The sequence below is a fragment of the Mucilaginibacter gynuensis genome (genome assembly GCF_039541195.1).
In the GTDB taxonomy this organism is placed as follows: Bacteria; Bacteroidota; Bacteroidia; order Sphingobacteriales; family Sphingobacteriaceae; genus Mucilaginibacter; species Mucilaginibacter gynuensis.
Genome location: NZ_BAABFT010000008.1, coordinates 168,423 through 183,860 on the forward strand (window position 1 = coordinate 168,423; position 15,438 = coordinate 183,860).

Genomic DNA, 15,438 nt, shown 5'->3' on the forward strand with positions numbered 1-15,438 from the left:
CATAACTTTGCGCCTCGAAACAGCGTCTTAAAGCAAGACCATTTTGTACAATAAAACTATTTAAATATCAGGTTATAGTATGCCAAACATTGGAAAAATATCACGGATCATTGGTCCGGTAGTTGACGTAAGCTTCGCTAATGACGCCCATCTTCCAAAGATTTACAATGCATTAGAGATCACTAAAGACAACGGCCAAAAGATCGTTCTTGAAGTTCAACAACACTTAGGTGAAGACAGGGTTCGCGCTATCGCGATGGATTCAACTGATGGTTTATTACGCGGTATGCCGGTTCTTGACTTAGAATCAGCTATCAAAATGCCAATTGGTGAAGAAATTAAAGGCCGTGTATTCAATGTTGTAGGTGATGCTATTGATGGTATTCCCAACCTTGATAAAACAGGTGGCCGTACTATACACAACTTACCTCCGCGTTTCGAAGATCTATCTACCGAAAGCGAAGTATTGTTTACAGGTATTAAAGTTATCGACTTATTAGAGCCTTACGCTAAAGGTGGTAAGATCGGTTTGTTTGGTGGTGCGGGTGTAGGTAAAACCGTATTGATCCAGGAACTGATCAACAACATCGCGAAAGCATACTCAGGTTTATCAGTATTTGCCGGTGTAGGCGAGCGTACCCGTGAAGGTAATGACCTTTTGCGTGAGATGCTTGAATCGGGCATTATAAAATATGGTGATGCATTTATGCATTCAATGGAAGAAGGTGGTTGGGACTTAACTAAAGTTGACGCCGAAGCTTTGAAAGATTCAAAAGCAACCTTCGTGTTCGGTCAAATGAACGAGCCTCCCGGTGCACGTGCACGTGTGGCATTATCAGGTTTAACTATCGCCGAGTATTTCCGCGATGGTGGCGAAGATGGTAAAGGCCGTGATATCCTATTCTTCATCGATAACATCTTCCGTTTCACCCAAGCAGGTTCTGAGGTATCAGCGTTGTTAGGCCGTATGCCTTCGGCGGTAGGTTACCAGCCAACCCTTGCTACCGAGATGGGTTTGATGCAAGAACGTATCACTTCAACCAAAAATGGTTCGATCACTTCAGTACAAGCGGTATACGTACCTGCGGATGACTTGACCGACCCGGCGCCGGCTACAACCTTCGCCCACTTAGATGCTACAACCGTACTTTCACGTAAAATTGCCGAGTTGGGTATTTACCCTGCGGTGGATCCGTTGGATTCAACTTCACGTATCCTTAGCGCTGCCGTTTTAGGCGACGAGCACTACAATACTGCACAACGCGTTAAAGAAACTTTACAACGTTACAAAGAGTTACAAGATATCATCGCTATCCTTGGTATGGATGAGTTGAGCGAGGAAGATAAACTGGTTGTATCACGCGCACGTCGTGTACAGCGTTTCCTTTCACAGCCATTCTTTGTTGCTGAGCAGTTCACCGGTTTAAAAGGTGTATTGGTTGACATTAAAGATACCATCAAAGGTTTCAACATGATTATGGATGGTGAAGTGGATGAATATCCTGAAGCAGCATTCAACCTTGTTGGTAACATTGAAGACGCTATTGAAAAAGGCAAAAAATTATTAGCAGAAGCTAATAGTTAGTATCAAGTATTTAGTATCAGGTATCAAGACGATATTGCTACCTGATACTACAACATATTTACTTGATACCTGACAATCATAATAGTAACAAGTATTTAGTATCAGGTATCAAGACATATTGCTACCTGATATTATAAAAGTTACTTGATACTTGATACTCAATACTTGATACTAAAGAAATGACATTAGAAATTCTTACTCCGGATAAAACAGTTTACGAAGGCGAGGCAACATCAGTTACCCTGCCCGGAGCTTTAGGTTCTTTTGAGATACTGAACAATCACGCGCCAATTATTTCAACCTTACAGGATGGAAAACTGATTGTGCGTGGTGGTGGCATTAAAGAGGAAGTCTTTTTTATTAAAGGCGGGGTAGTTGAAGCATTAAACAACAAAATCACCGTACTTGCCGAAGGTATTTCAAACTGATAAGATACAAGCTATTTTGAAAAGGCCCCGGTAACTAACCGGGGCCTTTTTTTTGCGACAATTTTACGGTTGCACCCAATTTCAGGCAGAAAAACGACACTTTACTATGCTTGCATAGAATACATACCGAATACCGATTTTAACTTTGGTCTATTTTGATAAAAATATAATTCTTATTATTTATATATTTACATACTTTAATTCTGAATAAACAATAAAATAACAAATAAAATACTAAATTAAAATTTTTGTTATTGCTATTGCGAAAAATAAGCCGTCTGTCTACCTTAACAATATTGATTTTTAGCGCTAAGCGAAACCTAAAATATAAGATCATAAATATAAATACTATATGAGTTCTTCCACCGATACTTTACAAGCTGTTGAATTAAACAAATACAGCAAAACCTTTACCCAGGACCCTACTCAGCCTGCGGCACAAGCAATGCTTTACGGCATTGGCTTAACCGACGACGATATGAAGAAAGCCCAGGTAGGTGTAGCAAGCATGGGTTATGATGGTAATACCTGCAACATGCACCTTAACGATTTGGCTAAAATTGTTAAACAAGGTATTTGGAACGAAGATCTGGTGGGTTTGATATTCAATACTATTGGCGTAAGCGATGGTATGGGTAACGGTACCCCCGGCATGCGTTACTCTTTAATAAGCCGTGATGTTATTGCCGACTCCATAGAAGCTGTTACCGGCGCGCAATACTACGATGGTTTGATCACCCTGCCGGGTTGTGATAAAAATATGCCCGGATCTATCATTGCGATGGGCCGTTTAAACCGTCCGTCGATAATGGTATATGGTGGCACTATTCATCCGGGGCGCTGGAAAGGCGAAGATCTTAACATCGTATCAGCCTTTGAGGCCTTAGGCAAAAAAATCGCCGGTACTATCAGTCCCGAAGATTTTATTGGTGTAATAAAAAATGCCTGCCCAAGCGCAGGTGCATGCGGTGGTGTTTATACCGCCAATACAATGGCAGCGGCTATCGAAGCTTTAGGAATGAGTTTACCTTACTCATCAAGCAACCCTGCTTTGAGCGATGAAAAGAAGGAAGAGTGCCTGGCAGCGGGCAAAGCCATAAAACTGCTGTTAGAAAAAGATATTAAACCAAGCGACATCATGACCCGCAAGGCATTTGAGAACGCGATGGTAGTGATTATGGTATTAGGCGGGAGTACCAACGCGGTGCTGCACATGATAGCCATGGCAAAAAGCGTGGACGTGAAGCTTACCCAGGATGATTTTCAGGATATAAGCGACCGTATACCGGTACTGGCTGATATGAAACCGAGCGGTAAGTACATGATGACCGATTTGCATGCGGTTGGCGGTATACCGGCAGTAATGAAATATTGCCTGGAACAAGGCTGGCTGCATGGCGATTGCCTTACCGTAACCGGCAAAACGCTGGCCGAAAACCTGGCCGAAGTTCCGGCACTTGATTTTAATAAACAAGATATTATATGGCCTGTTGAAAAACCGGTGAAGGCTACAGGTCACTTACAAATTATTTACGGCAACCTTGCCGAAGGCGGCAGTGTAGCTAAGATAAGCGGTAAAGAGGGCGACTTTTTTGAAGGCCCTGCCCGCGTGTTTGATGGCGAGTTTGAACTTATTGAAGGTATTACCAGCGGCCGAGTCAAAGCCGGTGATGTGGTAGTGATTCGTAACGTGGGCCCTAAAGGCGCGCCGGGCATGCCCGAAATGCTTAAACCAACGTCTGCCATTTTTGGCGCAGGCTTAGGCGCTTCGGTAGCACTCATCACAGATGGGCGTTTCTCGGGCGGTACCCACGGATTTGTAGTTGGCCACATCACCCCCGAAGCATTTGAAGGCGGCTTGATAGCATTTGTAAAAGACGAAGACAGGATAGAAATTGATGCTACCAAAAACACCATGATACTCAAAGTATCTGATGAAGAGATAGCAGCACGTAAGGCAACATGGACACAGCCTAACTATCGTGTAACCAAAGGGCTTTTATACAAATATGCCAAGAGCGTTAGCACAGCCGCAGAAGGCTGTGTAACAGATGAATAATACTGAATAACAGCATTTAACGAATGAACAGAATGTATAAGTACATTAATTACGGTAATCGTTAAATTCAAATCAGTACGGCCACGAACAACAAAATTGCAAACAATACACCGGTGAAATTAAACACATCGGTGAAATCAAAAGAATAAACAGTATGGAAGTTGCACAACAAGAAATACTAACAGCAGCCGCGGAAAAAGAAACCACAGAAGTTTCGGGTTCGGTTGCATTATTAGAAGCATTAATAGCCGAAGGTACCGAAACCATTTTCGGTTACCCGGGTGGTGCCATAATGCCGATATATGACGCGCTGTATGATTACAGCGAAAAGTTAAACCACATTTTGGTACGTCACGAACAGGGCGGCATCCATGCCGGTCAGGGTTATGCACGTACCTCGGGCAAAGTGGGTGTAGTATTCGCCACCAGCGGCCCCGGCGCTACCAACCTGGTAACAGGTTTGGCCGATGCACAAATTGACAGTACGCCATTAGTATGTATCACCGGGCAGGTTTTCGCGCACCTTTTAGGTACCGATGCCTTCCAGGAAACCGACGTAATCAACATCACTACCCCGGTTACCAAATGGAACTACCAGGTTACTGATGCTACCGAAATTCCGGAAGTTATTGCAAAGGCATTCTATATCGCTAAAAGCGGTCGCCCGGGCCCGGTTCTGATCGATATCACCAAAAACGCGCAAATCCAAAAATTTGATTACAGCGGTTATACCCCATGTAAACACATCCGCAGCTACAGGCCAAAACCTATTGTGCGTAAACAATACATTGAGCAGGCTGCCGAACTGATCAACCAGGCTAAAAAGCCTTTCATCCTTTGGGGACAAGGCGTTATTTTAGGCAGTGCCGAGCAGGAGTTCAAAGCTTTTGTTGAAAAAAGCGGTATCCCTGCCGCATGGACCATCCTTGGTGCTGGCGCTATCCCTACAGATCACCCGCTTAACGTAGGTATGCTGGGTATGCACGGTAACTATGGCCCTAACGTATTAACCAACGAGTGCGATGTGCTTATCGCCATCGGTATGCGTTTTGACGACCGCGTAACCGGTCGCCTGGATAAATATGCTAAACAAGCCAAAGTAGTTCACCTGGATATTGACCCGGCTGAGATAGACAAGAACGTAAAATCAACCGTACCTGTTTGGGGCGATTGTAAAGAGACTTTGCCTTTATTAACCGAACTGGTTAACGAAGCGAAACATACCGAATGGGTTGCCAAATTCAACGACTATACCCAAAAAGAAGTTGACGCGGTTATCCACAACGAGCTAAACCCAACCACCGAAGAAATGACCATGGGCGAGGTAATTAAACAACTTAACGAGCTTACCAATGGTGACGCCGTTATCGTTACCGATGTTGGTCAGCACCAAATGGTGGCTTGCCGTTATGCCAAACTGAACAATACCCGCAGTAACGTTACCAGCGGCGGTTTAGGTACCATGGGCTTTGCCTTGCCGGCTGCCATAGGCGCTAAATTTGGCGCGCATGATCGTACCGTTGTCGCCATTATTGGTGATGGTGGTTTCCAGATGACCTTGCAAGAGCTGGGTACCATTATGCAGTCGGGTGTTGATGTAAAGATCATTATTCTTAATAACCGTTTCCTGGGTATGGTACGCCAGTGGCAGGAACTCTTCAACGAGCGCCGTTATTCTTTCGTGGATATACAAAGTCCGGATTTTGTGCGCGTAGCCAGCGGTTACGGCATAGCAGGCCGCTCTATCGACAAACGCGACGACTTGCAGGATGCCCTGAAAGAAATGCTTAATAACAAAGGTTCATTCCTGTTAGAAGTAATTGTTACCAAAGAGAACAACGTATTCCCGATGGTACCACAAGGTTGCAGCGTATCAGAAATAAGGCTTAAATAAGATAAAGGCTGAAAGCTTAAAGGCGAAAGCTGAAAGCTACAGTGAACTTCTAAAAATGCGAAACCGGTACAAAAACCACCGGGGCACTAAAAAGAAAATATTATGAGCACTCCAGAAACAGAGAAACAGGAATTTAACATAACGGTTTATACCGAAAACCAAATTGGTCTTTTAAGCAGAATAGCTATTATATTTACCCGCCGTAAGATCAATATCGAGAGTTTGAACACCTCTCCGTCGGAGATTGAAAGCATCCACAGATTCAACATTCTTATTACCGAATCAGAAGATGTGGTGCGCAAGCTTTGCCGTCAGATAGAGAAACAGGTTGAGGTATTAAAAGTATACTACCACACCAATCAGGATGTGATTTGGCAAGAACTGGCGTTGTACAAGCTATCAACCGATGTAATTGCCGAAAAGGTAAGTGTTGAGCGTTTGCTACGCGAAAACGGCGCACGCGCGGTAGTGATCCGTAAAGATTATACCGTGTTTGAAACTACCGGTCACCGCGAGGAAACCGATAACCTGATCACCATACTGCAACCATACGGACTTATTGAGTTTGTACGCAGCGCAAGGGTAGCTATCATTAAAGACAGCGAAGGCTTCAACTCCAAACTACGAGAATTTGAACGCCTTGAACCAGGTGAAGATGTAATAGAAAACGAATACCTGAACAAAGGACAGAAAGTGTTTACGATGTAGGATCAGAATTTACAGGATTAACGAATTAACAAAATTCTGAAAATTCAATAATCCTGTAAATCCTGATTCAGACAAAAAAATCGGTGAAATCACAAGAAACAAAATCGGTGAAATCCAGAAAAAATTAAATAACAATAACCTAAAAATAAAATCGCTGCTCTCGTCCTCAAAATAGATGAGATCACAAAAAACAAAAACAAAATCATGGCAAAATTAAATTTCGGCGGCACTGAAGAAAATGTAGTAACCCGCGAGGAGTTCCCTTTATCAAAAGCTCAGGAAGTACTTAAAAACGAAGTTGTAGCTGTAATTGGTTACGGTGTTCAAGGTCCGGGCCAGGCGCTAAATCAAAAAGACAATGGCATTAACGTAATTGTTGGTCAGCGTAAAAATTCAAAAACCTGGGATAAAGCTGTTGCTGATGGCTTTGTACCGGGCGAAACCCTTTTTGAAATTGAAGAAGCCCTTGAAAAAGGTACTATCATTTGCTACTTATTAAGTGACGCGGCTCAAATTGAATTATGGCCAACAGTTAAAAAACACCTTACTCCGGGTAAAGCATTATACTTCTCTCACGGTTTCGGTATCACTTTTAACGAGCAAACAGGCATCGTTCCTCCTGCTGATGTTGACGTATTTTTGGTTGCACCTAAAGGTTCAGGTACATCATTACGCCGCATGTTCCTGCAAGGTCGCGGCTTAAACTCAAGCTACGCTATCTTCCAGGATGCTACAGGTAATGCGCAAGACCGTGTTATAGCTTTAGGTATTGCCGTAGGTAGCGGTTACCTGTTCGAAACCAACTTCAAGAAAGAAGTATACAGCGATTTAACCGGCGAGCGTGGTACGCTGATGGGTTGTATCCAGGGTATCTTCGCTGCACAATACGATGTATTACGCAGCAATGGTCACTCACCATCTGAAGCTTTCAACGAAACTGTTGAAGAGTTAACCCAATCATTAATGCCATTAGTTGCCGAAAATGGTATGGACTGGATGTACGCCAATTGCTCAACTACCGCACAACGCGGCGCGTTAGATTGGTGGAAAAAATTCCATGACGCTACTAAACCGGTATTTGAAGAATTATACAAAAGTGTTGCTACAGGTAAAGAATCTCAACGTTCTATCGACCTGAACAGCCAGCCTGACTACCGCGAAAAATTAAACGTGGAACTTGCTGAACTGCGCGACAGCGAAATGTGGCAAGCAGGTAAAACTGTACGCAGCCTTCGCCCTGAAAACCAGGCTGTAGAAGCATAATTTTTAAGGCGAAAGCCGAAAGGTTAAAGCTAAAAGCCGAAAACATCTAAAAACTCCCTCTTTGCGTAGCAGAGAGGGATGTCGAGCAAAGCGACGACAGGGTGAGTTAAGCCGAAAGCCCATAACCGCACGTCATTGCGAGGTACGAAGCAATCTCTGAACTATCAATTATCAGATTTGCTTAAAGAGGTTGCATCGTACCTCACATTGATTTTTATAACTGACACTAAAATAAAAATGGGACAAACATTATTCGATAAAATTTGGGACGCGCATGTTGTGAGCAGCAACGAGGGCTTTCCTGATATTTTATATATTGATACACATTTTATACACGAGGTAACCAGTCCGCAGGCATTTGACGGATTGCGTAAGCGTGGTTTGCCGGTTTTCAGGCCACAACAAACCGTTGCCACTGCCGATCATAACGTACCTACCTGGGATCAGCACCTGCCTATTAAGGAGGAGCTTTCGCGTTACCAGGTTGATATGCTTACCAAAAACACCAAAGAATTTGGTATAGAGCTTTACGGTTTAGGCCACCCTTACCAGGGTATTGTACACGTAATAGGGCCCGAACTGGGCATAACGCGCCCGGGTGGCACTTACGTTTGCGGCGACAGCCATACATCAACCCATGGCGCTTTTGGCGCTATAGCGTTTGGTATTGGTACATCGCAGGTAGAGCAGGTTATGGCAACACAATGTTTGCTGCAATCGCGCCCTAAAAGAATGAAGATAGAAGTTAACGGCAAGCTGCAAAACGGCGTTGGCGCTAAAGATATTATCCTGTACATCATCGCCAAAATTTCGGCGGCGGGCGGTACAGGTTATGCTGTTGAATATGCAGGCGATACCATACGTGCTTTAAGTATGGAAGGCCGCATGACCATTTGTAATATGAGCATCGAAATGGGTGCACGCTGTGGCTTAATTGCTCCGGATGATATTACTATTAACTATGTAAAAGGTCGCGAATTTGCCCCTAAAGGCGAAGAGTGGGACAAGGCAGAAGCTTACTGGAGAACTTTATTCAGCGACGAAGACGCTCAGTTTGACGAAGTATTAAGCTTTAAAGCCGAAGATATTGAACCGATGATCACCTACGGAACTAATCCGGGTATGGGTATCGGGGTTACACAACACGTGCCATCAACTACTGATTTTGAACCTAAAGAACAAGGTTCGTACAAAAAATCACTCGAATATATGGGCCTGCACGACGACGACCAGTTGCTGGGTAAACCTATCGACTATGTTTTCATCGGCAGTTGCACCAACTCCCGTATTGAAGATCTGCGCCAGGTTGCCGCCTTTGTAAAAGGCAAGCACAAGGCCGATAACGTTACCGTTTGGGTAGTACCGGGATCAAAACAGGTAGAACAACAGGCCATAAGCGAAGGCCTCGACAAGATATTTGCAGAAGCAGGTTTCCCGCTCCGCGAACCGGGATGCAGCGCCTGCTTAGGTATGAACGAGGACAAGATACCCGCAGGCAAATACTGCGTATCAACCTCAAACAGAAACTTTGAAGGCAGACAAGGCCCCAACTCACGCACATTCTTAGCCAGCCCCCTAACCGCCGCAGCAGCAGCCATTACCGGGAAGGTTACTGATATAAGGGAATTGTTGGGATCAGGTGAATTGGTAAATTAACATTCATTGTCTAAACCGGAATTAAAGAATTGGTTGAATTAACAGAATGGAGGGCGTTAAAAGATCACCGGAAGAATTTAAAGATTGTACAAGCAGAATTATAGGTTGTGCAATGAGGGTTCACGGAGTATTGGGTAACGGTTTTCAGGAGGTAATATATCAAAGAGCATTAGAGATAGAATTTCAGGATGAAGGCTTGGGGTTTGTGAGAGAAATGGAAATGCCAATATATTACAAACAACAGCAGATAGGTACACGCAGGGTTGATTTTTTTGTTGATGACGAAATTATGGTTGAACTGAAAGCGATTATACAATTGGAAGATGTTCATTTGGCGCAAGCACTTAATTATTTGGAAGCATATAATTTAAAAACCGGTTTACTTATAAACTTTGGCAGTAAAAGCCTCCAGTTTAAACGATTATTTAATAAGAAATATAGTACAAGCAATTTTTCATTTTAAAGAAATTCTGAAAATTATTTAATTCTAAAAATTCAGGTTCAGACAAAATTCAGATCATGGCTACTAAAATATTCAAACATATACAAACCAGCGTGGTGCCGTTGCCGATAGAGAATATCGATACCGACCAGATCATCCCCGCTCGTTTTTTGAAGGCTACTACCCGCGAGGGTTTTGGCAATAACCTGTTTCGCGATTGGCGCTTTGATGAGAACGACAACCCGAAGACAGATTTCGTGCTTAACAACCCTACTTACAGTGGTAAGATATTGGTTGCAGGCAAAAACTTTGGTTGCGGCAGTAGTCGCGAACATGCCGCCTGGGCTATTGACGATTATGGCTTTGATGCCGTAGTAAGCAGCTTTTTTGCCGATATATTTAAAGGCAATGCCCTTAACAATGGCTTGCTGCCGGTACAGGTGAGCGACGAGTTTTTGAAAAAGATATTCGATGCCGTATTTGCCGACCATAACGCGCAGGTAGAAATAAACCTGGTTGATCAGTTCATCAAAATTGTAACCACCGGCGAACAGGAGAACTTCGAGATCAACCCGTACAAAAAAGCCTGCATGACCAACGGTTATGACGATATCGACTATATTTTAAGCAACAAAGAGAAGGTTGTTGAATTTGAGGAAAAGAGATAATTAGTTGAATGTTGCAAGTTGTGTGTTGAAGGGGTTACCCGCAACTCGCAACCGGCAACTCACAACACATATAAAATGGGAATTAAAAAACACATATTAGTAATACCCGGCGACGGGATAGGCCCCGAGGTTACGACCTGGGGCAAAGCTGTTTTAGAGCAAATAGGTAAAGATTTCGGTCATGAGTTTACGTTCGACGAAGCTTTGATGGGCCACGCGGCCATTGAAGTTACCGGCGAGCCGTTGCCCGACGAAACACTTGCCAAAGCAAAAGCCAGCGATGCTATTTTGTTCGGCGCTATCGGTCACATCAAATACGATAACGACCCGTCGGCCAAAGTAAGACCGGAACAAGGCTTGCTGAAGATCCGTAAGGAATTGGGCTTATATGCCAACCTGCGCCCTATCATGCTGTTTGATGAACTGCTTGGCGCATCAAGCCTTAAAGCCGAAATACTAAAAGGAACGGATATCCTCTTCTTCCGCGAACTGACCGGCGATGTATACTTCGGCGAAAAGAAGCGCAGCGAAGACCGCAATACCGCGTCGGATCTGATGATCTATCACCGTTACGAAGTAGAGCGTATTGCTACCAAAGCATTTGAAGCAGCCCGCGTACGCGGTAAAAGATTATGCTCGGTAGATAAAGCCAACGTACTGGAAGCATCACGCCTGTGGCGTGAAGTGGTACAGGAACTGGCCAAGCAATACCCGGATGTAGAAACCGAACACATGTTTATCGATAATGCGGCCATGCAACTGGTTAAAAATCCTAAAAAGTTTGACGTGGTATTAACCGCCAACCTTTTCGGTGATATATTAACTGATGAAGCATCGCAAATTGCAGGTTCAATGGGTATGCTGGCATCAGCATCGGTGGGTGATGGTACAGGTTTCTTTGAGCCTATCCACGGTTCGGCACATGATATTGCCGGTCAGGATAAAGCCAATCCACTCGCATCAATACTATCGGTAGCGTTGATGTTCGAGATCAGTTTCGGCCTCAAAGAAGAAGCCAAGAAGATAACCGACGCTATTGATAAAGCACTGAAAGACGGCTACCGCACCGGCGACATCGCCGACGCTACAACCGACAAAGCAAAAATATTAGGCACCGAAGCCATGGGCCAAAAGGTACTGGAATACTTGAGTTGAGGTTAAAGGGAGAAAGGCGAAAGCTGAAAGGTAAAAGCGAAAAGCAAACCCTAAAAACTCCCTCTTTGCGCAGCAGAGAGGGATGTCGAGCAAAGCGATGACAGGGTGAGTTGATGTGAAAGCGAAAAGCAAATGCCCTAATGACCGCAATGGCCCAATGACTAATAACAAATGACTAAAAAATGAAATGGAACGCTGAATTATATGATCAAAAGCACTCATTCGTATTTCAATACGGCGAGAATGTGCTGGAGTTGCTGGAGGTTAAAGCCGGTGAGCATATCCTTGATCTGGGTTGCGGAACAGGTTATTTAACACAGCAGATACATCAGCTTGGCGCAAGGGTAAAGGGTACCGATAGCTCGGCAGACATGATCAAACAGGCTAAAGGCAACTATCCTGAAATTGATTTCGCGGTTGAGGATGCTACGAAATTCACTACGGATGATCAATACGATGCCGTATTTTCAAACGCGGTATTGCACTGGATAAAAAATACCGATGCCATGATGACCAGTGTTTACAACAGTCTTAAACCCGGCGGCCGCTTTGTGGCCGAAATGGGTGGTAAAGGCAATGTGAAACATTTAATTGCGGCAACACGCGAGGTATTGTTAAACCACGGTTATAAAAAACAAGCCGAAACCAAGGTGTGGTACTTCCCGTCAATGGGCGAGTATACATCAAAGCTGGAGGCACACGGTTTCAGGGTAACTTACGCGGCACATTTCGACCGTAAAACGCCGCTGCAAGATGGCGACCAGGGAGTAGCCAAATGGATCACCATGTTTGGTCCGCTGTTTTTAGCAGGCATCCCGCAGGAAGAAAAACAACAAATGCTGGCCGAAGTAACCGCCCTGCTCGAACCACATTACAACGAAGGCGGCCAATGGTACGCCGATTATAAGAGATTAAGATTTATAGCAATAAAGGAGTTGTAAGTTGAATGTTGTGAGTTGTAAGCCGAATTGCTCCTCTCACACATTACCTACAACATACAACACACAACTTACAACTAAAAAGAAAAAAGCTTATGTTACACGATCCCAACCGAGTCTATGTTTTTGATACTACGCTGCGCGATGGCGAGCAGGTACCGGGTTGCCAGTTAACAACCCCCGAAAAAATTGAGATAGCACGCGAGCTTGAAATACTGGGCGTGGATATTATTGAAGCCGGTTTCCCTATCTCAAGTCCGGGCGATTTTCAGAGCGTGGTAGAAATATCAAAAGCTGTAAAAGAGCCTACCGTTTGCGCCCTTACCAGGGCCAACAAAGGTGATATAGATGCCGCTATCGAATCACTTAAATACGCCAAACACCCGCGTATCCACACCGGTATCGGTTCGTCGGATATGCACATCAAGCATAAATTTAACAGCACCCGCGAGGAAATTTTAGAACGCGCCGTTGAGGCCGTTAAATACGCCAAACGCGCTGTAGAAGATATTGAGTTTTACGCTGAAGATGCCGGCCGTGCCGACGTTGAGTACCTGGCAAAAATGGTGGAAGCCGTTATTGCAGCAGGCGCTACGGTAGTAAACATTCCAGATACTAACGGCTATTGCCTGCCCGACCAATACGGCAGCAAGATCCGTTTTCTGAAAGAGAACGTAAAAAACATCGATAAAGCCATAATATCGGTACATTGCCATAACGACCTTGGCTTAGCTACGGCCAACTCAATTGCGGGTTTGCAAAACGGCGCGAGGCAAATTGAAGGTACCATTAACGGTATCGGCGAGCGTGCCGGTAATACCTCTATAGAGGAAGTGGTAATGGTGTTAAAAACGCACCAAACATTGGGCTTATACACCAACGTAAACTCAAAGAACTTTTACGAAATGAGCCGTATGGTAAGCACCCAAATGCGAATGCCGGTACAGCCTAACAAAGCAATTGTTGGAGCTAATGCCTTCGCGCACAGTTCGGGTATTCACCAGGATGGTTTCCTGAAAAACCGTGAGAACTACGAGATCATTCGTCCGGAAGACGTTGGTTTCCCGAGCGCGAGCATCGTGCTTACAGCACGCAGCGGTCGCCATGCTTTAAAATTCCACTTAGAGCGTTTGGGTCACCAGTTAAGTAAAGAAGAATTGAACGAAGCCTATACACGCTTCCTGGCGCTTGCGGATAGCAAGCTGGATATAAATGACGATGATTTGCAAACCCTACTGGCATATCGTTTGGTAAAACAATAATAATGGGTACAGAAACCGAACATTTGCTTGATTTTGAAGCGGCACACCAGCGCTTAAAGGGTGTAGTTAAACATACGCCATTACAATATAATGCAGGCCTTTCAGCAAAATACGAATGCGATATTTACCTGAAACGTGAGGACCTGCAAATAGTACGCTCTTATAAATTGCGCGGCGCCTACAACATGATCAGCCAGTTAACTGCCGAGCAGTTGGGCCGTGGTGTGGTATGTGCAAGCGCGGGCAACCATGCACAGGGCGTAGCATTTTCATGCAACAGGTTAGGTACTAAAGGCGTAATTTTTATGCCCGAAATTACCCCGAAGCAAAAAGTTAAGCAAACCCTGATGTTTGGCAATGGCAGTGTTGAAACCGTTTTAACCGGTGATACTTTTGACGATTGCCTGCGCGAAGCCCTCATCTACACCGAAACACACGGAATGACCTTTATTCCGCCGTTTGATACCTACCCTGTTATTGAGGGACAAGGTACCGTTGGTGTAGAGATATTGAAAGACCTGCCCGATGTGGAAGCCGTTATTATGCCGGTTGGCGGCGGCGGTTTGGCAGCCGGTACAGGAACTTACCTGCGATCGCAAAACCCGGATATTTTACTGATAGGTATTGAGCCCGAAGGTGCCCCCTCAATGGTTGGCGCTTTTGGAAATGATGGCCCGGTAACTCTTGACCATATCGACCGTTTTGTAGACGGCGCTGCGGTGAAACGCGTGGGCAGCATAACCTACAAAATATGCCGCGAAGTATTGGACGAAATGTTGCTGGTACCCGAAGGTAAGGTTTGTACTACTATACTTAAATTATACAACGAGGATGCCATTGTGGTTGAACCGGCAGGAGCGCTATCAGTAGCGGTGCTTGATTTGGTTAAAGATCAGATAAAAGGCAAAAAAGTAGTATGCGTGATCAGCGGTGGTAATAACGATATCGACCGCATGCAGGAGATTAAAGAAAAATCGCTGCTATATGAAGGATTGAAACATTACTTCATCGTACGTTTCCCGCAACGCCCGGGCGCTTTAAAGTTGTTCGTAAGCAATGTATTAGGCCCGGGCGATGATATTACCCGTTTCGAGTTCATCAAAAAAACAGCTAAAGAGAACGGCCCTGCGCTGGTAGGTATCGAACTAAAATCTGCCGATGACTACCCGGCCCTCATGCAACGCATGGCCGAGCACAGGTTTGACGTAATAGAGATTAACAGAGATCAAACATTGTTTGAATATTTGGTGTAAGCCATATAAATATTCTATTTTTTTACAATCCCTCCTTGGGGAGGGGCGCGTTGGGAGAGCGATGGCAGAGAGGGGTTTATACGGCATTTTAATTAAAATATCCGGTTGATGAAACCCCTCCCTACAC

Annotated in this window: 13 protein-coding genes; all 13 read left to right on the forward strand. The window is 44.6% G+C overall.

From position 1 onward, the window contains the following. Nucleotides 1–79: 79 nt before the first annotated feature. The 13 genes from atpD to ilvA all read left to right on the forward strand — a co-directional run bounded on the left by atpD (nucleotide 80) and on the right by ilvA (nucleotide 15,311). Complete coding sequence (gene atpD, locus ABD894_RS16530) at nucleotides 80–1,585, forward strand: F0F1 ATP synthase subunit beta (protein ID WP_345212173.1); 1,506 nt, start codon at nucleotides 80–82, stop codon at nucleotides 1,583–1,585. Nucleotides 1,586–1,764: 179 nt separating this feature from the next. Continuing rightward, nucleotides 1,765–2,013: an ATP synthase F1 subunit epsilon gene (gene atpC, locus ABD894_RS16535; RefSeq protein ID WP_345212174.1), complete on the forward strand. Its 249-nt coding sequence runs from the start codon at nucleotides 1,765–1,767 to the stop codon at nucleotides 2,011–2,013. A 352-nt stretch (nucleotides 2,014–2,365) separates the two neighbouring features. Continuing rightward, on the forward strand, nucleotides 2,366–4,072 hold the full coding sequence (ilvD, locus tag ABD894_RS16540) for a dihydroxy-acid dehydratase (protein ID WP_345212175.1): 1,707 nt from the start codon (nucleotides 2,366–2,368) through the stop codon (nucleotides 4,070–4,072). A 154-nt stretch (nucleotides 4,073–4,226) separates the two neighbouring features. After that, nucleotides 4,227–5,966, forward strand: coding sequence for a biosynthetic-type acetolactate synthase large subunit (gene ilvB, locus ABD894_RS16545; RefSeq protein ID WP_345212176.1), 1,740 nt, complete (start codon nucleotides 4,227–4,229; stop codon nucleotides 5,964–5,966). Nucleotides 5,967–6,068: 102 nt separating this feature from the next. Further along, nucleotides 6,069–6,674 carry an acetolactate synthase small subunit gene (gene ilvN / locus ABD894_RS16550; RefSeq protein ID WP_345212177.1) on the forward strand — a complete coding sequence of 202 codons (606 nt, stop codon included), beginning with the start codon at nucleotides 6,069–6,071 and terminating at the stop codon, nucleotides 6,672–6,674. A gap of 204 nt (nucleotides 6,675–6,878) precedes the next feature. Then, nucleotides 6,879–7,937 carry a ketol-acid reductoisomerase gene (gene ilvC, locus ABD894_RS16555; RefSeq protein WP_345212178.1) on the forward strand — a complete coding sequence of 353 codons (1,059 nt, stop codon included), beginning with the start codon at nucleotides 6,879–6,881 and terminating at the stop codon, nucleotides 7,935–7,937. 237 nt (nucleotides 7,938–8,174) lie between these two features. Further along, nucleotides 8,175–9,593, forward strand: a complete 1,419-nt coding sequence (gene leuC / locus ABD894_RS16560) for a 3-isopropylmalate dehydratase large subunit (RefSeq protein WP_345212179.1) — start codon at nucleotides 8,175–8,177, stop codon at nucleotides 9,591–9,593. Nucleotides 9,594–9,639: 46 nt separating this feature from the next. Beyond that, nucleotides 9,640–10,056 carry a GxxExxY protein gene (locus ABD894_RS16565; protein ID WP_345212180.1) on the forward strand — a complete coding sequence of 139 codons (417 nt, stop codon included), beginning with the start codon at nucleotides 9,640–9,642 and terminating at the stop codon, nucleotides 10,054–10,056. A 56-nt stretch (nucleotides 10,057–10,112) separates the two neighbouring features. Beyond that, entirely contained in the window at nucleotides 10,113–10,703 is a 591-nt protein-coding gene (gene leuD, locus ABD894_RS16570) for a 3-isopropylmalate dehydratase small subunit (protein WP_345212181.1), read from the forward strand. Nucleotides 10,704–10,784: 81 nt separating this feature from the next. Then, nucleotides 10,785–11,858, forward strand: coding sequence for a 3-isopropylmalate dehydrogenase (gene leuB / locus ABD894_RS16575; RefSeq protein WP_345212229.1), 1,074 nt, complete (start codon nucleotides 10,785–10,787; stop codon nucleotides 11,856–11,858). Between the two features lie 182 nt (nucleotides 11,859–12,040). Then, complete coding sequence (locus ABD894_RS16580; RefSeq protein WP_345212182.1) at nucleotides 12,041–12,799, forward strand: class I SAM-dependent methyltransferase; 759 nt, start codon at nucleotides 12,041–12,043, stop codon at nucleotides 12,797–12,799. A 92-nt stretch (nucleotides 12,800–12,891) separates the two neighbouring features. Then, nucleotides 12,892–14,058, forward strand: coding sequence for a 2-isopropylmalate synthase (locus ABD894_RS16585; RefSeq protein ID WP_345212183.1), 1,167 nt, complete (start codon nucleotides 12,892–12,894; stop codon nucleotides 14,056–14,058). 2 nt (nucleotides 14,059–14,060) lie between these two features. Then, nucleotides 14,061–15,311, forward strand: coding sequence for a threonine ammonia-lyase IlvA (ilvA, locus tag ABD894_RS16590; protein ID WP_345212184.1), 1,251 nt, complete (start codon nucleotides 14,061–14,063; stop codon nucleotides 15,309–15,311). Nucleotides 15,312–15,438 lie beyond the last annotated feature (127 nt).

Excerpts from the sequence above, each read along its gene's own strand:
- atpD (WP_345212173.1), top strand. The coding sequence starts at position 80 with ATGCCAAACATTGGAAAAATATCACGGATCATTGGTCCGGTAGTTGAC.
- atpC (WP_345212174.1), top strand. The coding sequence starts at position 1,765 with ATGACATTAGAAATTCTTACTCCGGATAAAACAGTTTACGAAGGCGAG.
- ilvD (WP_345212175.1), top strand. The coding sequence starts at position 2,366 with ATGAGTTCTTCCACCGATACTTTACAAGCTGTTGAATTAAACAAATAC.
- ilvB (WP_345212176.1), top strand. The coding sequence starts at position 4,227 with ATGGAAGTTGCACAACAAGAAATACTAACAGCAGCCGCGGAAAAAGAA.
- ilvN (WP_345212177.1), top strand. The coding sequence starts at position 6,069 with ATGAGCACTCCAGAAACAGAGAAACAGGAATTTAACATAACGGTTTAT.
- ilvC (WP_345212178.1), top strand. The coding sequence starts at position 6,879 with ATGGCAAAATTAAATTTCGGCGGCACTGAAGAAAATGTAGTAACCCGC.
- leuC (WP_345212179.1), top strand. The coding sequence starts at position 8,175 with ATGGGACAAACATTATTCGATAAAATTTGGGACGCGCATGTTGTGAGC.
- ABD894_RS16565 (WP_345212180.1), top strand. The coding sequence starts at position 9,640 with ATGGAGGGCGTTAAAAGATCACCGGAAGAATTTAAAGATTGTACAAGC.
- leuD (WP_345212181.1), top strand. The coding sequence starts at position 10,113 with ATGGCTACTAAAATATTCAAACATATACAAACCAGCGTGGTGCCGTTG.
- ABD894_RS16580 (WP_345212182.1), top strand. The coding sequence starts at position 12,041 with ATGAAATGGAACGCTGAATTATATGATCAAAAGCACTCATTCGTATTT.
- ABD894_RS16585 (WP_345212183.1), top strand. The coding sequence starts at position 12,892 with ATGTTACACGATCCCAACCGAGTCTATGTTTTTGATACTACGCTGCGC.
- ilvA (WP_345212184.1), top strand. The coding sequence starts at position 14,061 with ATGGGTACAGAAACCGAACATTTGCTTGATTTTGAAGCGGCACACCAG.